Consider the following 18,889-nt stretch of genomic DNA (forward strand, 5'->3'; position numbering starts at 1 on the left):
GCGCCGGCATCGGCGTGCGCTCGTCCAGCGCCTCGCGCTTGAGCCAGTCGACGAAGTGGCTGGCGGCCGGGCTGAGCAGGCGGTGGGTCGGATGCACGATGTAGTAGGAATAGCGCGCGGTCAGCGCCGGGCCGGGCAGACGCACCAGTTCGTAACGCTGCAGGTAGGGCTGGGCGATGTGCTTGCGTGCCAGCACCGCGCCCACGCCGTACACCGCCGCGCGCATCGCATCGGTGCTGTCGTTGAAGGTGTGCATGGGCGGCAGCGCCACGCCGCGCACGCCGGCGGCGCGGAACCAGTCGCGCCAGCCCTGTGGCGACATGTCGGTGAGCAGCGGCAACTGCGCGATCTGCTCGGGTCGGCGCAGCGTCGCCAGTTGCGGCAGGGCGGGCGAGGCGACCGGGAACAGTTCGTCGTCCATCAGATGGTGCGAGGTCAGGCCCGGCCAGGCGCCCTGGCCGTAGCGGATGCCCAGATCCGGGCCGCCCTCCTCGAAGCGCGAGAACGCCGCATCGGTCTGGATGTCCAGCCGCACGTGCGGATAGGCCTGGCAGAAGCGCGGCAGGCGTGGCAGCAGCCAGCAGTACGAGAGCGAGCGCAGCGTGGTGAGGCGCAGAGGCGCGGTGTCGGCCTGCGGATGCAGGTTGCCGGCGACCGCGGCGATGTCGGCCAGCGCCGCGCTGGCGGCATCGGCCAGTTGCCGGCCTTCGGCGGTCAGCTTGACCCCACGCGCGTGGCGCTGGAACAGCGTGGCGCCGAGCAGGGCTTCCAGGCGCCGCACATGGTGGCTGACCGCGCTGGCGGTGAGATGCAGTTCCTCCGCGGCATGGGCGAAGTTCTGGTGGCGCGCCGCGGCGGCGAACACGCCGAGTGCGGGCAGCAGGGACGGGCGCAGTTGCATGAGCAGGCACGCGGCAGATTTGTGGCTCGCGACGATACTACGCGCTTGTCGGCCCCGTGGCGCAGGGCGATGCTGGCAGCCGAACACGACATGCGCGGCGGGCAGCGGTGATGCGGAGTCGGTGCGGATGCGCCGCCCGGCGTCCTCAGCCGGCAGCGGATGCGTGGCGTCGCACGACCGCTGCGGCGCGTGTCCGATCGACCGCGAGCCTCTTCCATGCCCACCTCCGATCCTTCCCTGCAGCCGGCCATCGCCTCCGCCGCTGCTGCCTCCGCATCCGACGGCGCGCCCGCCCGTGACTGGCGCACGCCGCTGGAACTGGGTTTCCTCGGCGTCGTCTGGGGCTGCTCGTTCCTGTTCATGCGCGTGGCCGCGCCGCAGTTCGGCGCCTACGCGCTGGTGGAACTGCGCCTGGCGCTGGGCGCGGCGGTGCTGCTGCCGTTCCTGTGGCTGGCGCGGGCGCGCTTCCCGTTGCGGCGCTGGCCGACCCTGGCGGCGATCGGCTTGCTCAACTCGGCGCTGCCGTTCCTGCTCTTCGCCTGGGGCGCGCAACACGCGCCGGCGGCGATCGGCGCGATCTGCAACGCGATGACCGTGCTGTTCACCGCGTTGATCGCCTTCCTGTTCTTCGGCGAGAAGATCGGCACGCGTCGCGCGCTGGCGCTGTTGATCGGCTTCGCCGGCATCGTGGTGCTCGCCACCGGCAAGTCGGCCGGCATCAGCGTGGGCCCCGCCGCGCTGGCCGGCACCACTGCCTCCCTGCTGTACGGCATCGGCTACAGCCTGGTGAAGCGGCACATGAGCGATCTGCCGCCGGCCGCGGCGGCGGCGTCGACGCTGGGCTGCAGCGCGTTGCTGCTGGCGCCGCTGGCCTGGACGCACTGGCCGGCCGCACCGGTGCCGGCCGCCGCCTGGGCCTGCGCCGGCGGCCTGGGCGTGCTCTGCACCGGCCTGGCGTTCCTGTTGTACTACCGGCTGATCCAGCGCATCGGCCCGGCGCGCGCGTCGACGGTGACTTACCTGGTCCCGGTGTTCGGCGCGTTGCTGGCTTGGGCCATCCTCGGCGAGCCGCTGACCTGGACCATGTTGCTGGCCGGCATGCTGATCCTGGGCAGCGTCGCCTTCAGCCAGCGCGCGCGGTAGCGGCGCAACTGGCAGGCGTGCGCGAGGACGTCGGCGCGCCGCAATTGCCGTGTCACCCCTTTGCCTGAGAACGACGCAATGACCGATTCCCTGCTCGCAGCGCAGTTTGCCTTCAAGGCCTGGGCCAACGCCGAACTGCTGCAGTCGCTGGCGCAGATCGATGCGGTCGCGTATCCGGCGCAGCGGCAGCGCGCGATCCGGCTGTTGAACCATACCTACGTGGTGGACCGGATCTTCGCTGCGCACCTGGAGGGCGGCACGCATGCGTTCACCGCGAGCAATACGCCGCAGACGCCGGAACTGGAGGCGCTGGGTGCGGCGGTGGCCGAATCGGACCGGTGGTATGCCGACTATGTCGCCCGGATCGACGCGCCCGCCTTGCAGCAGACACTGGCGTTCCATTTCACCGATGGCGATGCCGGCCGCATGAGCCGAGAGGAAATGCTGTTCCACGTGCTCGCGCATGGCGCTTTCCACCGCGGCAACATCGCCATGCTGCTGGCCGAGTGCGGCGTGGAGCAGCCGCGCGAACTGTTCACCCGCTTCCTGCACGCGCAGCAACCGCAGCGGCGCAGCGTCGGCGGCGCCTGAGCGCACACCGTCCGGCGCGCGCATGACGCGTCACTTCGGCGGCGTACGCACCGGCAGCGGCACATTGCACAGGTCGATGTGCCCGGCAGGCCGCTTGTAGAACGCGTCGCGGCGGTTGCGTCGCGCCTCGACGACCTCGCGGAAGGTGCGCGTATCCGTGCGCAGCAATTGCAGCGGGGTGCGCTCGTTCTCCGGCACGTCGCTGGCCAAGCGGATGGCGCGGATCGGGGTGCGTTGTTCGGGTTTTTCGTAGAAGCCCATCGGGTCCGGCCCGCGCGGGATCACGCTGAGCAGTTCCATGCCCTTGACCACGCGGCCGACCACGGTGATGTTGCGGTCCAGTTGCCGCGGCGACTGCCCGGTGACCACGTACAGTTCGGCGCCGATGCTGCTGTCTTCGTCGTTGTTGCGGCCGGCGCCGAGCGTGCCGTAGCAATGCGCCAGCCAGGCGGTGCCGGCCTTGGGATCGCGCGCCACCGGAAAGCCGTCGACGAAGCCCACCTGCGGCGCCCAGCCGTCGCGGTCGGGCAGGGGCTGGAACGCCAGGCCCGCGGCCGGGCGCTGGAATTCGGCGGGCAGGTGGGTCTTGGCACTGCCCAGCGACCTGGCCTTGCCCGGCTCCTCGCCGTCGGGGTCGCCGAACTGCACCACGAAATTGTCCTGCGCGCGGTAGATGCTCAGGCCGTCCCAGAAGTGCTCGTGGGCCAGGGTGCGGATGTTGCCGACGTGCTGCGGCGCGAACGCCGGTGCCAGTTCGATGATCACCCGGCCGGTGTCCAGCTCCAGGTACAGCGTGTTGGCCGGATCCAGCGTGCGCCAGTCGCTGGGCTTGGATGCGTCCAGGATCTGTTGCGGGCTGCGGTAGGGCACGGCCGGCGGCGGTGCCCCGGCCGACGCGGCGAAGGTGGACAGCGACAACGCGAGGGCGAGCAGGGAAGTGCGCAGCGGCATGAGGGCGGCCCGGTCGGTGAGCGCCCGATTCTCACCGAAGCGGCGGCCGCTGCCAATGTGCCGGCGGCATGGCGCGACCGCCGTGCCGCCGACAGCGCTGTCTACGACAGCGCGCGCTTCTGCGGTTCCTGTGTGTCCTGCACTGGCGCCTGGTTCGGCAGCGGCGGCAGCGCGGCCAGTTGCCTGGCGCTTTCCGCCGCCGGGATGGTGGCCGCCTGCGCGGCGTCCACGTAGGCCACCCGCTTGTCGCCGGCGCCGGGGTCGCCCTGCACCGCGAACACGCGGCCGTTGTCGTTGCGCAGCACGTGATCGACCTGGGTCAGGCCATCGCGCCTGGCTGCCAGCAGCAAGTTGCTGGCGACGTTGGCATCGTACGGGGTGAGCTTGCGCTCGATCGCCTGCTGCATCGCCTGTTGCCGCGGGTCGGCGGCGGCAGCGGCGTGCGGCTCCGGCCCGCTGCCGGTGGCGCGTGTCGGCGCCGTCGGCGACTTCTGCTCTGGCGTTTCGGCCTTGGCGTCGATGCGTTGCAGATCGCCGCCCGGCGTGCCGCCGGCGCTGTCGGCCACGCGGAACAGGCGCTCGCTCAGGCCGTACTGGGAATTGCCAAGGTTGCGCGCCAGGCCGATCGCGAAGTCCTGCGGACTTTGCTTGGCGTACTGCGCCGCCTCGTGCGCGGTCATCGGGCTGGCCTGCGCTGCGCGCTGGTACTGCTGACGCAGCGCATCCATCTGCCGCTCGGAGAAGTGCAGGGTGAGGTCCTGGCCGGCCTTCGCCGGACCCGCGGCACCGGCCTTGCCGGTGAGCACCGAGTTGAGCAGTTGCGCCTGGTTCTCGTCGACCTTGTCGAACTTGAACTGGTAGCTGCGTTCGTCCACGCGCTCGTTGTTCGCGGCGTCGAACTGGCGGGTCATGGTCATCGGCACGTTGCCGGCGTACTGCACCTTGCCGACCACGCTGTAGCTGCCGTCGGCATAGGTGGTGCGCACGTTCTCCCCGGTGTTGCGCTGGCCGCCCAGCTCGGCCTTGAACGGGCCTACCGCGAGTTGGGCACGGGTTTCCGAACTCATCGTGAGGCTTTCGACCTTCTGTACGTCGCTGACGCCGGGTACGTTGGCGGCGAGCTTGCCGCTGGCCAGGAAGTCGCGATAGGCGGCTTGCGCCTGCGGCTCGCGCAGGTCGAAGGTGGCGGTGCGCATGGTCGCCTGGCCGAGCGCGTCCTGGCGGCCGAGCATGGCCTGCGCCACGCTGGTCTTCAGCCCCACTGCCTGGAGTTGTTCCACGGCCTGGGTCGGGCCGACTGCCACGCGGACGCGGTTGTCGTCCAGGCGCTGCGCGGCGTAGCTCAGGCCGGTCGCGTCGGTCCGCTCGCTGGACGTGGCGAAGCCGCGGAAGGCGGCCTCCATCGAGGTCTTGGCGAACACCTGACCATCGAGTTTGACGCTGCCGCCCACCGGAATGGTCAGCGGGTTGAAGGGATTGACCTGGGCGGCGGCCTCGGCATTGGCCTTGCCGGGCAGGCTGACCTCGTAGCGGCCGCGTTCGCCAGCGACCTGGCTCAGGCTGCCGTCGGCGGCCAGGCGTCCGGCCTTGAAGGAGCCGCCGATGCGCTGGCCCTGGGTGAACTCCATTTCCACGTTGAACACGGTGTTGCCGTTGTCCTGCTTGCTGCCAGCACCGACCTTGCCGGTCTGCACGACCGCGTATTCCAGCGGACCGCGCCTGGCTTCCACGACGTTCCGGCTGGACTCGACCGAGGCGGAGCCGGCGGCGGGATCCCATTTGATCGGGCCGTTGGAGAACTGGTTGCCGGAACCGGCGAAGCTGGCGTCGGTGGCCTGCCCGGGCTGCGGGGAACTCATGCGTGACCTCCTGGATGGCATGCACAAAGGAAGGCCCCGCAGTGTAGCCAGCGCGACGTTGTCGAAACGTTTGCCGCCGCGGCGCCGGGCAGGGCGGCGCACATGACCAACGGCACAGGGGGCTATGTCGAACTCTGCACTAGTATCCACCTCAACCTAGCGAGGGCGTCATGGTCGAGCCGGATGCGCAGCTGAAGAAATTCCAGAAGGAGCTGAGTGCCGGCACCGTGTCGCTGGCCCTGCTGGCGGTCCTGGCTGCGGCCGAGGCGCCGCTGTACGGCTACCTGATCGCCAAGCGCCTGGAGCAGGTGGGCGAGGGCGTGCTCAGCGGCAAGCAGAGCGCGCTGTATCCGGTGCTGCGCAACCTGGAGGCGGCCGGCCTGCTGTCCAGCCATGTCGAGCCGTCGGTGGCGGGGCCGCCACGGCGTTACTACCGCATCACCGCGGCGGGTCTTTCCACGCTGCGGCAATGGGCCGCGGCGTGGCGCGCCACCCGCGATTCCGTCGATTCCGTGCTGAAGGGGATTTCAGAATGAGCAGCGCACACACCGCACCGCGGCCCTTGCCGACCACCATTCCCGACTACCTGGCGCAACTGCGCGCGGCATTGGGCGGCGCCGACCCCGCGCTGGTCCAGGACGCGCTGTACGACGCGGAGGAATACCTGCGTTCGGAACTGGCCGAGCAGCCCGGCAAGAGCGAGGCCGAGGTCATCGCCGGCGTCGCCGGCAGCTACGGCGCACCGGAGGAAGTGGCCGAGATCTACCGCGAGACCGAGGTCACGGTGAGCCGCGCGCTGAAGCCGCCGGCGCCGCCCAGGCGCAAATCGTTGCCCGGCCGCTTCTTCGGCGTGGTCGCCGACCCGCGCGCCTACGGCAGCCTGTTCTACATGCTGCTGTCGCTGGTTACCGGCATCTTCTACTTCACCTGGCTGGTGACCGGCGTCAGCGTGTCGGCGGGCTTGCTGATCCTGATCGTCGGGGTGCCGCTGCTGGTGCTGTTCTTCGGGTCGGTGCGGCTGCTGTCGCTGGTGGAGGGCCGCGTGGTGGAAGTCCTGCTGGGCGAGCGCATGCCACGCCGGCCGCTGTACAGCGCGCCGCAACAGCCGTGGCTGCAGCGCATCGGGCAGATGTTCACCGATGCGCGCACCTGGACCACGATGCTGTATTTCCTGCTGATGCTGCCGCTGGGGATCGCCTACTTCACCGTGTTCGTCACCCTGCTCAGCACCGCGCTGGGGTTGGCCGCGGCACCACTGGGCCTGCTGTTCCCCGAGCACTTCTATCTTGGCGTGGCGTTCGGCGATCTCGGCGCCGCCGGTGCAGGTCTGTGGCTGCTGCCGCTGTCCACCGCATTGGGTGTCGTGTTGCTCTTTGTCACGCTGCACCTGGCGCGGGCCGTCGGCAAGCTGCACGGCCTGCTGGCCAAGCAACTACTGGTGCACAGCACGGGGCAATGACGAGGCGTCGCGGCCGGCGACCGCCGGCCGCGGGCGCGACGCGGCTCAGCCGGCCTTGCGGCTGCCGCGGCGCTTGAGCGGGGTGACGTTGCCGGCCGCCGACGCGCGGCTGGCGCCGGCGTTGGCGGCGATGAAGCTGCGCACCTGCGGATACACGATGTCGCGCCAGCGACGGCCGCTGAAGATGCCGTAATGGCCGGCGCCTTGCACTTCCAGGTGCTGGCGGCGCGCGGCGGGAATGCCGGTGCACAGGTCCTGCGCGGCGGCGGTCTGGCCCAGGCCGGAGATGTCGTCCAGTTCGCCTTCGATGCTGAGCAGCGCGGTGTCGCGGATCGCGGCCGGGTCGACGCGTTCGCCGTCGATCACCCATTCGCCGCGCGGCAGCAGGAATTCCTGGAACACCACGCGGATGGTGTCCAGGTAGTAGGTGGCCGGCATGTCCAGCACCGCGTTGTACTCGTCGTAGAAGCGGCGGTGCGCCTCGGCGTCCTGCAGGTCGCCCTTGACCAGGTTGGCGTAGAAATCCCAGTGCGACATGAAGTGCCGGCTCGGATTCATCGCCAGGAAGCCGATGTGCTGCAGGAAGCCCGGGTAGACGGCGCGGCCGTGGCCGGGATAGGCCGGCGGCACGGTATGGATGACGTTGTGCTCGAACCAGGACAGCGGATTGCGCGTGGCCAGGTTGTTGACCTCGGTGGGGCTGCGACGCGCGTCGATCGGCCCGCCCATCATCACCAGCGAGCGCGGCGTGGTCTCGCCGCGTCCGGCCATCAGCGACACCGCGGCCAGCACCGGCACGGTCGGCTGGCACACGCTCATCACGTGCAGCGATTCGGCGCCGATGTGGCGGATGAAGTCCTGCACGTAGCGCACGTAGTCGTCCAGGCCGAAGTCGCCTTCGGACTGCGGCACCATGCGCGCGTCGATCCAGTCGGTGACGTAGACCTTGTGGTCGCGCAGCAGGGTGCGCACGGTGTCGCGCAGCAGCGTGGCGTGGTGGCCGGACAGCGGCGCCACCACCAGCACGGCCGGCTGCTTCTTGAGTCCGTCCACGACCTTGGCGTCGTCGCTGAAGCGCTTGAAGCGCAGCAGGCGGCAGAACGGCTTGCGCAGCACTTCCTGCTCGACGATCGGCAGGGCGTGGCCGTCGACCTCGACATGGTCCAGCGCCCAGGCCGGCTTCTCGTAGTCCTTGCCCAGGCGGTGCATCAACTCGTTGCTGGCGGCCAGGCGCTCGGCGCCGGGCAGCGTCGACCACAGGCTGTTGGGGTCGGAGAAGATCTTGGCGTTGGCTTCGGCCTGGTGCACCCAGGGGGCGAGCAGGTTACGGGTCAGTTCGTGCCACTGGTAGAGCATGCCGGTGTTTCCATCCTGAGCGTATGCTGCCGTGCAGCATAACGCATCCGCGCGGTTTGCACCTTAATGGGGCACCAGACCAATCGTCTCCAGGGCCGCCGCATCGCCCGCCAGCGCTGGCGCCAGCCAGCAATGACTGCCCACCGGGCGCAGCCCGAGCGCACCGAACTGGCGCCGGTACCAGCGCGCCGCGCGGGGCTGGAAGCCGGCGTGGTCGCCGTCGAAATCGTCCTCGGCGGCGAAGGTCTCCAGGAACGCCACGCCGCCGCACAGCTCCACCAGGCCGGGCAGGCCCTGGCGCAGTTCGCGGCTGGGCACGTAGTGCAGCACGTCCGAGCACACCAGCAGGTCCACCGGCGCGCACGGCCGCAGCCAGGCGAAATCGCCGAAGCGCGCCGGGTGCAGGTTGCGGTGGCGGCCGTAGCGGGCGACCGCGTAGTCGCTGCTGTCGAAGCCGAGATAGCGCAGCTTCGGCCGCAGCTTGAGCAGCGGCGCGCGCCAGGCGCCTTCGCCGCAGCCGATGTCGAGCACGCTGCGGATCGGCCGTTCCAGGTAGTACTCGGCCTGGGCCACGGCGAGCGCGACCTTGCGCGCCAGGCGCGCGGCATCGCCGATGCCGTCGCGGCGATACCAGCGCTGGAAGTAGTCGGCGTCGTACTGTTTGTCCATGCGGGCGTGTGGTCCGTGCGGGCGCCGGACGAATCGGCGAAAATGGCCGCACATCCTACGCCAGCGACACGGAGCCAGCGCATGCAACTCTACCTGTGGATCAAGTCCCTGCATCTGCTGTTCGTGATCGCATGGATGGCGGCGGTGTTCTACCTGCCGCGGATCCTGGTCAACGTCGCCGAGAGCGCGGGCCAGCCGCAGGTGCAGGAGCGCCTGGCGCTGATGGGCCGGCGCCTGTACCGCTTCGGCCACAGCATGTTCGGGCTGGCGCTAGTGCTGGGGCTGACCCTGTGGCTGGGCTACAAGGTGCTGCCGGACTTCCCGACCATGGTCGCGCCCGGCCACAGCGGCTGGCTGCACGCCAAGCTCGGCCTGGTCGCGCTGATGCTGGCCTACTACATCTTCACCGGCCGCTGGCTCAAGCGCGTCGGCCAGGCCGGCGCGCTGCCGTCCTCGCGCGCGCTGCGCCTGTTCAACGAGCTGCCGGTGCTGGCGCTGCTGGTGGTGATCTGGCTGGTGCTGGCCAAGCCGTTTTGAGCGGGGATTGGGGATTTGGGATTGGGGATTCGAAAGTCCCCGTTTCCGACCCTTTCCGGGTTTGCGCCAGCAGCTAGGCGTTGCGGCTGTCGAGTTGCTTCAGTTCGCTGCGGGCCAGGTCGATCCACTGGCGTTGGTCGCGCTGGTAGTAGCGCGGGGCCAGGCTGGAGCGCTTCAGTACTTCGTTGAACACTTCTCCGGCGCGCTGCGGCTGGCCCGCGCGCTGCAGCAGTTGCGCGTAGCGCACGCGCGCTTCTTCGCCGGGGTAGTCGTCGGCGAGCGCGGCGTATTCCTCCAGCGCCGCGTCGGTCTGGCCCAGCGCCTCGGTGGCGCGCGCGTAGAGCAGGTGGCCGTCTTGCGAGCGGAACTGCGGGTTGGCGGCGATCAGCCGGTCCAGCGTGGCTTTCACCGCGGCCGGCTGGTCCAGGCCGAACTGCGCCTTGGCCAGTCCGAGCAGTAGTCCGGGGTCGTCGCGGTGGATGCCGCGCAAGCCGCTCTCGAACACCTCGGCCGCCTGCGCGTACTCGCCGTTATCCAGGTGCACCTCGGCCAGTTGCCGGCGGTTGTCCACGGTGTCGGCCAGTTCCAGGCGATTGCCGGCGGTGCGCTTGTCGCGGTTCGGATCGAGTGTGGCGCCGACCTTGCGCAGGTGGCGGCGCGCGCGCGGATCGTTGCGCCACTCCGGCAGCAGTTCGGCGATCACGTAGATCAGGATCCCCAGATACGAAAAGATCAGCAGGATGAAGATCCAATACAGCGGGCGGCCGCTGCGCACCACGTGCACGCAGCAGGCCAACTGCAAGGCCAGCGACAGCAGGACGATGGGATTCATGGACAACGCTTCCTTGTGTCGCGATCAGGCCGCTTCGTACGCCCCGTAGCTGCGCAGACGCGCGTAGCGCTTCTCCAGCAACTGCTCGATCGGCAGCTGTTCCAGGGCGTCCAGTTCGTTGAGCAGGACCGCCTTCAGGCGCTTGGCCATCTGCGTGGGGTTGCGGTGGGCGCCGCCGATCGGTTCGCGGATCACCTTGTCGACCAGGCCCAGCGCGGACAGGCGCTTGGCGGTCAGGCCGAGCTGTTCGGCGGCATCCTTGGCCTTGGAGGCGTCCTTCCACAGGATCGAGGCGCAGCCTTCCGGCGAGATCACCGAATAGGTGCCGTATTCCAGCATCAGGGTGCGGTCGCCCACGCCGATCGCCAGCGCGCCGCCGGAGCCGCCTTCGCCGATCACGGTGCAGATCACCGGCACCTTCAGCTCGGCCATCTCCAGCAGGTTGCGCGCGATCGCTTCGCTCTGGCCGCGCTCCTCGGCGCCGATGCCGGGGTAGGCGCCGGGGGTGTCGATGAAGGTCAGCAGCGGCAGCTTGAAGCGCTCGGCCAGCTTCATCAGGCGCAGCGCCTTGCGGTAGCCCTCCGGGCGCGGCATGCCGAAATTGCGCGCGATCTTGCTCTTGGTGTCGCGGCCCTTCTGGTGGCCGATGATCACCACCGCGCGGCCATCGATGCGGCCCAGGCCGCCGACGATGGCCTTGTCGTCGGCGAACGCGCGGTCGCCGGCCAGTTCCTGGAACTCGTCGCAGAACACGTTGATGTAGTCCAGCGTGTACGGGCGCTGCGGATGCCGCGCCAACTGCGAGATCTGCCACGAGGACAGGTCGCGGAAGATCTGCGCGGTGCGCACCCGCAGCTTGTCTTCCAGCGCACCCACCTCGGCGTCGACGTTGACCGCCGGGCCGGTGCTGGCGTTGCGCAGTTCCTGGATCTTGGCTTCCAGATCGGCGATGGGTTGCTCGAAGTCGAGGTAGTTCGGGTTCATTGGAAGCCGTCGGATGGATCAAAGGTGGGGAAGCTTAGCCGAATGTACGGCAACTGCCCGTACGCTCCGGTGTGGAAAGGCCGGCGGGGCGCGGCTGGCCGGGGGCGGCGGCGGCTCAGGGAACGACCAGCGCACTGCGCCCGGTCAGCTCGCCGAAGGCGTGCACGAAGGTGTTGCAGGCCTCGTTGGCCGAGGGCGGCAGCGAGGCGCCCAGCGTCGCGGTGGCGGTGGTGAACGCCATCTGCGCCTGGAAGGCTTCCTTGCGCAGGGCACGCTGCGCGTCGGCGCTGGTCGCGCGCAGGTGGCGCGCGTAGAGCGCGCGCAGCGGGCCGGCATGGGCCTCGTAGGCCGGGTCCAGCGGCGGCAACGTCGCCGGGGTCTTCTCCAGCGCGAAGCGCGGCGTCACGTAACGGCCCGGCCGCGCGCGCTCGAACGCGCCGGGCTGGCCCATGCCGGTCTCGACGTAGGCGATGAAGTCCGGCGCAGTGAAGATCTTGCTGGAGATCTTGCCGCCGCTGGGATCGACATGCGCGACGACCTGCTCATCCGGGAACGGCTCGCGCACGCCGAAGGTCCAGTCCTTGTCGATGAACAGGTTGTGGGTCTGTTTGAACGGGCCTTCGAAGGTGACGCCGTTCAGTTCGATCCGCGCGTTGATCGAACCGAAGTTCTTCGCCTTGTCCGGGCCGGTGAGGTAGATCGCGTTCGCGGTCACGTACTCGCTCAGGGTCGGATTGATCAGCCCGCCCCTGGTATCGGCGTAGACGATGAAGCGCACATCGCCCAGGCGTTCGCTGCGCAGGTCGTGCTCGCCGGCCGCCAACGTCACCGGCTGCGCCTGCTGCGCCGGCACCTGCAGGGTCTTGCCGTCGAGCGTGATCGACAGCGGCGCGGTGGTGGGGTTGTCGATCTGGAAGTCGACCTTGGACGAGGAGCACGCCGCCAGCGCGAGCGCGGCAGCGAACGGGAACAGCACGGTCTTCATCGCGGCCTCCTTCCTTCGGTCATGCGCAACGGGCGCGCCGCGCTGCGCGCCAGGCTCAGTTCGCCCATGGCGGGTTGTATTTGACCTTCACCGCGCGCACCGCTGGGTCGCCACGCAGGGCGTCTAGCAGTTGCGGGTCCACGCGCACCGAATGGCTGCCGTTGAGGTCGAGCATGCCGGCGATGCCGCCCTGCGCCGACTGCAGCAGCAGGTCCAGGCGCAGGGGGGTCTTGCCCGGGCGGTGGCGGGCAAGCAGGCCGTCGATGCGCGGCCAGGCGCTGCGCTGGCGCAGGTCCAGGCGCAGCGACAGGCGCTGCGCGTGGTGCGTGCAGATCTGTTCGTAGTCCCAGCACTGGCGGATGCGCATCGCATAACCGCCGTTGAATTCGTCCTCGCGCACACCGCCTTTGACGATGAGGATGCGGTCGCGGGTCAGCAGGTGGCCGAACTCGGCGATGGCGTCGGAAAACGCGCTGCACTCGATGCGGCCGCGGCCGTCCTCCAGTTGCACGAACACCTGGCTGTCGCCCTTGCGGCGCACGCCGACCACCTGGCCGGCGAGGATCGCGCTGACCTCCGGGCGCCAGGCGCGCTTCTCGCCGTCGCCACCGCCGCGGCCGCCGCCGGATTGCGCGCAGATCTTCTCCAGCGCGCTCAGGTCGCAGCCGACCAGTTCGCGCACTTCGTCGCGGTACGGATCGAACGGATGGCCGCTGAGGTAGAAGCCCAGCGTCTCGCGTTCGCCGGCCAGCAACTGGCCCAGCGGCCATTCCTTGCTCTCCGGCAGGTCCAGGCGCAGCGCCGGGGCGCTGGTGTCGGCGCCGCCGAACAGCGAGTTCTGCCCGGAGGCGCGCTCGCGCGCCATCTGCTCGGTGGCCTTCATCACCTCCGGCAGCTGCAGCATCAGCGTGGCGCGGTTGGCGCCCAGCCCGTCCATCGCGCCGGCGTTGATCATCGCCTCGAGGGTGCGCTTGTTGAGCTTGGCCGATTCCACGCGGGTGCAGAAATCCAGCAGCGAGGCGTACTCGCCGCCGCGCTCGCGCTCGGCCACGATCGCCTCGCAGGCGCCGCGGCCCACGCCCTTGATCGCGCCCAGGCCGTACTGGATGGTGTCCGGCGTGGCCGCCTCGAACATGTAGGCCGAGGCGTTGATGCGCGGCGGCAGCACGGTCAGGCCGAGGTTGCGCACCTCGTCGAGGAAGCCGACGACCTTGTCGGTGTTGTCCATGTCCGAGGACAGCGTGGCCGCCATGAACTCGGCCGGGTAATGGCGTTTCAGCCACGCGGTCTGGTAGCTGACCAGCGCGTAGGCGGCGGCGTGCGACTTGTTGAAGCCGTAGCCGGCGAACTTCTCCATCAGGTCGAAGATTTCGTCGGCCTTGGCCTCGCCGACGCCGCCCTTGGCCGCGCCCTCGCGGAAGATCTCGCGGTGCTTGGCCATTTCCGCCGGCACCTTCTTGCCCATCGCGCGGCGTAGCAGGTCGGCGCCGCCCAGCGAGTAGCCGCCGACGATCTGCGCCATCTGCATCACCTGCTCCTGGTACACCATGATGCCGTAGGTGTCCTTCAGGATCGCTTCGGTGCGCGGATCGGGATAGACGATCTCCTCCTGCCCGTGCTTGCGCGCGTTGAACGAGGGGATCAGGTCCATCGGGCCGGGGCGGTACAGCGAGACCAGCGCGATCAGGTCCTCGAAGCGGTCGGGGCGGGCGTCCTTCAGCAGCCGACGCATGCCCGAGGATTCGAACTGGAACACCGCGCCGGTGTTGCCCGAGGCGAAGATGCCCTTGTAGGTCGGCGCATCGTCGAGCGGGATCGCGGCGATCTCCACCGGCGGGACGCCGGCGCGCGCGTGGCGCACGTTGATCGCCTTCACCGCCCAGTCGATGATGGTCAGGGTGCGCAGGCCGAGGAAGTCGAACTTGACCAGGCCGACCTGCTCGACATCGTCCTTGTCGAACTGGGTGACCGGGTTCTTGCCGAAATTGTCGACGTCGTGTTCGGCGAACAGCGGGCAGAAGTCGGACAGCGGCGTCGGCGCGATCACCACGCCACCGGCGTGCTTGCCGGCGTTGCGGGTGAGGTCCTCGAGCTGCCGCGCCAGGTCCATCAGGTCGCGGACGTCGTCCTCGGCCTGGTAGCGCTGGATCAGCTCCGGCGAGGCCATCTCGCTGTCCTTGCCTTCGCCCATCGCATCCTTCAGCGTGATGCCGAGGATGTTGGGGATCAGCTTGGCGACGCCGTCGACCAGGCCGTACGGGAAGCCGAGCACGCGGCCGCAGTCGCGCACCACCGCCTTGGCCGCCATGGTGCCGTAGGTGATGATCTGGCTGACCCGGTCGCGGCCGTACTTGCGCGCCACGTAGTCGATCACCTCGTCGCGGCGATCCATGCAGAAGTCGATGTCGAAGTCGGGCATCGACACGCGTTCCGGGTTGAGGAAGCGCTCGAACAGCAGGTTGTACGGCAGCGGATCCAGGTCGGTGATCTGCAGCGCCCACGCCACCAGCGAGCCGGCGCCGGAACCGCGGCCCGGGCCGATCGGGATGCCCTGGTTCTTGCCCCACTGGATGAAGTCGGCCACGATCAGGAAGTAGCCGGGGAAGCCCATCTTGATGATGGTGTCCAGCTCGAACTCGAGCCGGTCCACGTAGTCCTGGCGGGTCTTGCCGGGCGCCAGCGGGTTCTTCTCCAGTCGCGCGGCCAGGCCGTCGCGCGACTGGCTGCGGATCCAGCTGTCCAGCGTCTCGTCGTCGGGCACCGGGTAGGCGGGCAGGAAGTAGGTGCCCAACTGCATCTCGATGTTGCAGCGTTGCGCCAGCGCCAGGGTGTTGTCGATCGCGTCGGGGATGTCGGCGAACAGCGCGGCCATCTCCTCGGCCGACTTCAGGTACTGCTGGTCGCTGTAGTCGCGAGGGCGCTTGGGGTCGTCGAGCACGCGGCCGGAGGAGATGCACACGCGCGCCTCGTGCGCGGCGAAGTCGCTGGCGTACAGGAAGCGCACGTCGTTGCTGGCGATCACCGGCAGGCCGCGGGTGCCGGCGGCGTGCAGGGCGAACTGGTTGAACGCCTCCTCGCCGTCGCGGCCGGTACGGGTCAGTTCCAGGTGCAGGCCATCGCCGAAGATGCGCTGCCAGTCGGCCAGTTGCTGCTCGGCCAGGTCGTGGCGGCCTTCGCTGGCCAGGCGCCCGGCCAGGCTCTCGCGGCCGGCCAGCGCGAACAGGTTGTCGCTGCCGGTCTGCAGCCATTCCGGGCGCAGCGCCACGCCGCCTTCGTTGCGGTGGCCTTCCAGCCAGGCGCGGGTCAGCAGTCGCGACAGGCTCAGGTAGCCGTCGCGATTGCGGCACAGCACGGTCAGCCGCCACGGCGCCTGGGTGCCGTCGGCGATCAGCAGGTCGGCGCCGGCGATCGGCTTGATGCCCACGCCCTCGGCGGCCTTGTAGAACTTGACCAGCGCGAACAGGTTGTTGAGGTCGGTGACCGCCAGCGCGGGCAGGTCCAGCTCCACCGCGCGGCTGAGCAGGTTGGCCTGCTTGGCTTTCTTCGGGTCAGCCTGATCCGGTTTCTCGGGCACACGGATGGTCGAATCCGCCAGCGAGAACTCGGTGTGGATGTGCAGATGGGCGAAGCGGGAAGTGGACATGCGGAACCAGAGCGATGCCCGGGCAGGGTAGCGGCGGGGGGCGAGCCGGGCAAGGCTTGACAGGTGGAAGAGGCGGGACCGGGGACCCGGGGCCCGGGACCCGGAAAAGCAAAAGCCAGGACTGCCGTCCGCGCACGTGCTTGGGAGCATCGCGTGATCGGCGTGGACACCGGTAAGTGGCGTCGAATTCGGAGCCTATGCGACCAGTTGCCGTTCCGGGTCCCGGGTCCCGGGCTCCGGGTCCCGGCTTTTCAGGGCCATCCGCACCGGCGCAAAGCTGCGCCGGTGATGGATGCAGGGGCCGTGCGCGGCCAGTGCGGCCAGGTGCGCCGGGGTGGCGTAGCCCTTGTGCAGGTCGAAGCCGTAGTGCGGGTGTTCGTCGTGCAGGCGCTGCATGATCCGGTCGCGGGTGACCTTGGCGACGATCGAGGCGGCCATGATCGCGCGGTCGCGGGCATCGCCGCCCACCAGCGCCTCGGCGGCGCAGGGCAGACCCTTGGGCACGCGGTTGCCGTCGATGCGGGCGAAGCCGGCCACGTGGGCCACGCCCTCGACCGCGCGGCGCATGCCCAGCATGGTCGCCTGGTAGATGTTCAGCCGGTCGATCTCCTCGGCCTCGATCAGCACCACCTGCCAGGCCAGCGCGCGCTCGACGATGCGCGCATACAGCGTCTCGCGCCGCGCCGCGGTCAGCTGCTTGGAATCGTCCAGCCCGTTGATGCGGGTACGCGCCGGATCGAACACCACCGCCGCCACCGCCACCGGCCCGGCCAGGGGACCGCGGCCGGCTTCGTCGACGCCGGCATAGAGCCGGGAATCGGGAGTGGAGAATGGGGAATGGGACAAAAGCGACTGCTGCGGCGACGGCGGGGGAAGGGAGCGCTTCATGCCGTTGCTCCTGTCGATTCCCGATTCCCGATTCCCGATTCCCAGCCCTCCAGCAATTCGAGCACCGCATCGGCCGCGCGCGCCGAGGCGTCCTGGCGCAGCAGCAGGTGCAGGCGTTCGTATTCGGGCTGCAGCGCCGCTACCGCCTGCGGGTTGCGCAGCCAGTGCAGCAGCGCGGCGGCCAGGGCGTCGGGGGTGCAGGCGTCCTGCATCAGTTCCGGTGCCAGGTCGCGGCCGGCGAGGATGTTGGGCAGGGCGTAGCGGTCCACCTTCAGCAGGCCCAGCGCCTTGACGATGCGGTAGGTGAGCGGGGCGACCTTGTAGCCGACCACCATCGGCCGCTTCACCAGCATGGCTTCCAGGGTTGCGGTGCCGGAGGCCAGCAGCACCGCATCGGCGGCGAGCAGCGCGGTGCGCGCGTGGCCGTCCAGCACTTGGGTGGCGGCCGCCGGCAAGGCCGAGCGCGCGAGTTGTTCTTCGATCAGCGCCTTGCACGCGGCATTGGCGGCCGGCACCAGCACGCGCGCGTCCGGAAGCTGCTGCAGCACCTGCGCGGCGGCGGCGAAGAAGGTGTCGCCGAGCTTGCCGATCTCGCCCAGGCGGCTGCCCGGCAACACCGCCAGCACCGGCACGTCGGCTGCCACGCCCAGGGACGCACGCGCCGCGCCGCGGTCTTCGTGCAGCGCGATCGCATCGGCCATGGGGTGGCCGACGAAGCGCGCGTCCACGCCGTGCTTGGCGTAGATCGGCGGCTCCATCGGGAACAGGCACAGCACCCGGTCGGCGCTGGCGCCGATCTTGGCCGCGCGCTGCTCGCGCCAGGCCCATACCGACGGACTGACGTAATGCACGGTGCGCAGCCCGCGCTGCTTCAGCCAGCGCTCCACGCCCAGGTTGAAGTCGGGCGCGTCGATGCCGACGAACACGTCCGGGCGCCAGGCCAGCAGCCGCTCGCGCAGCGCGCGGCGCAGCTTCAGCAGGCGCGGCAGGTGCCGCAGCACTTCCAGCAGGCCCATCACCGCCAGCTCGCTGGCGTCGAACCAGGTCTGGCACCCGGCCTGGCGCATCGCCTCGCCACCGACCCCGGCGAACTCGGCATCGGGGTAGCGCGCGCGCAGCGCCTCGATCAGCCCCGCACCCAGCAGGTCGCCGGAGGCTTCGCCGGCGACCAGGGCGATGCGCAGCTTCGCTGCGCGGGGAATGGGGAATGGGGAATGGGGAATGGTCGAAGCAACAGCGGGGCCGGGCGGGCGACCGCTCTTCCCATTCCCCATTCCCGATTCCCCGTTCCCGGCCGTCATCGCAACAACGGCCGCTCGCTGGATTCGATGAACTCCAGCATCGCGCGCACGTCCTCGCTGCCTTCGGCCAGCACCGCCAACTGGTGCTTGGCCTCGGCCAGCGGCAGGCCGGCCACGTACAGCGCGCGGTACGCACGCTTGATCGCGGCCACGCGCTCGGGATCGAAGCCGCGGCGCTTCAGGCCTTCGCTGTTGATGCCGCGCGGGCGGCCCAGGGAATTGCCGCCGACCATGGTGAACGGCGGCACGTCGCCGTTGATCAGCGCGCCCATGCCGAGGAAGGCGTGATCGCCGATGCGGCAGAACTGGTGCGCGCCGGCGAAGCCGCTGATGATCACGTGGTCGCCCACTTCCACGTGCCCGGCCAGGGTGGTGTTGTTGGAGAACACGCAGTGGTTGCCGACGATGCAGTCGTGGGCGACGTGGGTGTAGGCGAGGAACCAGTTGTCGCTACCCACGCGAGTGATGCCGCCGCCGCTGCCGGTGCCGCGGCTGACGGTGACGAACTCGCGGATCACGTTGCGGTCGCCGATCACCAGTTCGGTGCGTTCGCCGGCGAATTTCTTGTCCTGCGGGTCGCCGCCCAGCGCGACGTGGCCGACCAGGCGGTTGTCGCGGCCGAGCCGGGTCGGGCCGACGATGCTGCAATGCGAGCCGATCTCGCAGCCTTCGCCGATCTCCACCTCGGCGCCGATCACGGTGAAGGCGCCGACGCGCACGTCGGCGGCGAGTTTCGCGCCGGGATCGATGATCGCGGAGGGGTGAATCAGGGGAGCGTTGGCGCTCATCG

General features: G+C 69.8%; 17 protein-coding genes. 5 read left to right on the plus strand and 12 right to left on the minus strand.

Features of this window, described 5'->3' with window-relative positions; genetic code table 11:
* The coding region (locus CEK68_RS03795) for a LysR substrate-binding domain-containing protein (protein WP_152238585.1) at positions 1–901 on the minus strand (901 nt) is incomplete at its 3' end.
* A gap of 216 nt (positions 902–1,117) precedes the next feature.
* On the opposite strand from CEK68_RS03795, the gene CEK68_RS03800 reads away from it, so the two are divergent.
* Together CEK68_RS03800 and CEK68_RS03805 are read left to right on the plus strand one after the other, a co-directional pair.
* Positions 1,118–2,044 carry a DMT family transporter gene (locus CEK68_RS03800; protein ID WP_052250765.1) on the plus strand — a complete coding sequence of 309 codons (927 nt, stop codon included), beginning with the start codon at positions 1,118–1,120 and terminating at the stop codon, positions 2,042–2,044.
* A gap of 78 nt (positions 2,045–2,122) precedes the next feature.
* Positions 2,123–2,635 (plus strand): DinB family protein, encoded by a 513-nt coding sequence (locus CEK68_RS03805; RefSeq protein WP_152238586.1) that lies wholly within the window; start codon positions 2,123–2,125, stop codon positions 2,633–2,635.
* Positions 2,636–2,665: 30 nt separating this feature from the next.
* Here CEK68_RS03805 and CEK68_RS03810 read toward each other — a convergent pair whose 3' ends face one another.
* Both CEK68_RS03810 and CEK68_RS03815 read right to left on the minus strand, forming a co-directional pair.
* Positions 2,666–3,586, minus strand: coding sequence for a peptidylprolyl isomerase (locus tag CEK68_RS03810; RefSeq protein ID WP_148829574.1), 921 nt, complete (start codon positions 3,584–3,586; stop codon positions 2,666–2,668).
* 101 nt (positions 3,587–3,687) lie between these two features.
* Positions 3,688–5,445, minus strand: coding sequence for an XVIPCD domain-containing protein (locus CEK68_RS03815; protein WP_152238587.1), 1,758 nt, complete (start codon positions 5,443–5,445; stop codon positions 3,688–3,690).
* 170 nt (positions 5,446–5,615) lie between these two features.
* Between CEK68_RS03815 and CEK68_RS03820 the strand changes: the two genes are divergently transcribed.
* On the plus strand, positions 5,616–5,981 hold the full coding sequence (locus CEK68_RS03820; RefSeq protein ID WP_017908804.1) for a PadR family transcriptional regulator: 366 nt from the start codon (positions 5,616–5,618) through the stop codon (positions 5,979–5,981).
* Positions 5,978–6,904 (plus strand): sensor domain-containing protein, encoded by a 927-nt coding sequence (locus CEK68_RS03825; protein ID WP_152238588.1) that lies wholly within the window; start codon positions 5,978–5,980, stop codon positions 6,902–6,904. Before CEK68_RS03820 ends, CEK68_RS03825 begins: the two co-directional genes overlap by 4 nt.
* Before the next feature lie 45 nt (positions 6,905–6,949).
* Here the strand turns inward: CEK68_RS03825 and phaZ are convergent, their stop codons facing one another.
* Together phaZ and CEK68_RS03835 are read right to left on the minus strand one after the other, a co-directional pair.
* The gene (gene phaZ / locus CEK68_RS03830; protein WP_152238589.1) at positions 6,950–8,260 is read right to left on the minus strand and encodes a polyhydroxyalkanoate depolymerase; all 1,311 of its coding nucleotides are present in this window, start codon (positions 8,258–8,260) and stop codon (positions 6,950–6,952) included.
* A 63-nt stretch (positions 8,261–8,323) separates the two neighbouring features.
* A complete protein-coding gene (locus CEK68_RS03835; RefSeq protein WP_010344055.1) occupies positions 8,324–8,929 on the minus strand; it encodes a class I SAM-dependent methyltransferase in 606 nt (201 codons plus the stop codon).
* An 81-nt stretch (positions 8,930–9,010) separates the two neighbouring features.
* Between CEK68_RS03835 and CEK68_RS03840 the strand changes: the two genes are divergently transcribed.
* Positions 9,011–9,466, plus strand: coding sequence for a CopD family protein (locus CEK68_RS03840; RefSeq protein ID WP_152238590.1), 456 nt, complete (start codon positions 9,011–9,013; stop codon positions 9,464–9,466).
* A 73-nt stretch (positions 9,467–9,539) separates the two neighbouring features.
* On the opposite strand, the gene CEK68_RS03845 is transcribed toward CEK68_RS03840, so the two are convergent.
* The 7 genes from CEK68_RS03845 to lpxA all read right to left on the minus strand — a co-directional run bounded on the left by CEK68_RS03845 (position 9,540) and on the right by lpxA (position 18,887).
* Entirely contained in the window at positions 9,540–10,298 is a 759-nt protein-coding gene (locus CEK68_RS03845) for a tetratricopeptide repeat protein (RefSeq protein ID WP_017908799.1), read from the minus strand.
* A 24-nt stretch (positions 10,299–10,322) separates the two neighbouring features.
* Positions 10,323–11,282: an acetyl-CoA carboxylase carboxyltransferase subunit alpha gene (locus tag CEK68_RS03850; protein WP_017908798.1), complete on the minus strand. Its 960-nt coding sequence runs from the start codon at positions 11,280–11,282 to the stop codon at positions 10,323–10,325.
* 115 nt (positions 11,283–11,397) lie between these two features.
* Positions 11,398–12,267 carry a hypothetical protein gene (locus tag CEK68_RS03855; protein WP_152238591.1) on the minus strand — a complete coding sequence of 290 codons (870 nt, stop codon included), beginning with the start codon at positions 12,265–12,267 and terminating at the stop codon, positions 11,398–11,400.
* Positions 12,268–12,322: 55 nt separating this feature from the next.
* Positions 12,323–15,910: a DNA polymerase III subunit alpha gene (gene dnaE / locus CEK68_RS03860; protein ID WP_152181949.1), complete on the minus strand. Its 3,588-nt coding sequence runs from the start codon at positions 15,908–15,910 to the stop codon at positions 12,323–12,325.
* A gap of 195 nt (positions 15,911–16,105) precedes the next feature.
* Positions 16,106–16,798, minus strand: a complete 693-nt coding sequence (locus tag CEK68_RS03865; RefSeq protein WP_193314097.1) for a ribonuclease HII — start codon at positions 16,796–16,798, stop codon at positions 16,106–16,108.
* Positions 16,795–18,099, minus strand: coding sequence for a lipid-A-disaccharide synthase (gene lpxB, locus CEK68_RS03870; RefSeq protein WP_193314098.1), 1,305 nt, complete (start codon positions 18,097–18,099; stop codon positions 16,795–16,797). The genes CEK68_RS03865 and lpxB overlap by 4 nt, the downstream gene beginning before the upstream one ends.
* The gene (gene lpxA / locus CEK68_RS03875) at positions 18,096–18,887 is read right to left on the minus strand and encodes an acyl-ACP--UDP-N-acetylglucosamine O-acyltransferase (RefSeq protein WP_017908793.1); all 792 of its coding nucleotides are present in this window, start codon (positions 18,885–18,887) and stop codon (positions 18,096–18,098) included. The genes lpxB and lpxA overlap by 4 nt, the downstream gene beginning before the upstream one ends.
* Positions 18,888–18,889: the final 2 nt, after the last annotated feature.

Origin of the sequence: Xanthomonas sp. LMG 12461 (assembly GCF_009192935.1) — a bacterium.
In the GTDB taxonomy this organism is placed as follows: domain Bacteria; phylum Pseudomonadota; class Gammaproteobacteria; order Xanthomonadales; family Xanthomonadaceae; genus Xanthomonas_A; species Xanthomonas_A sontii.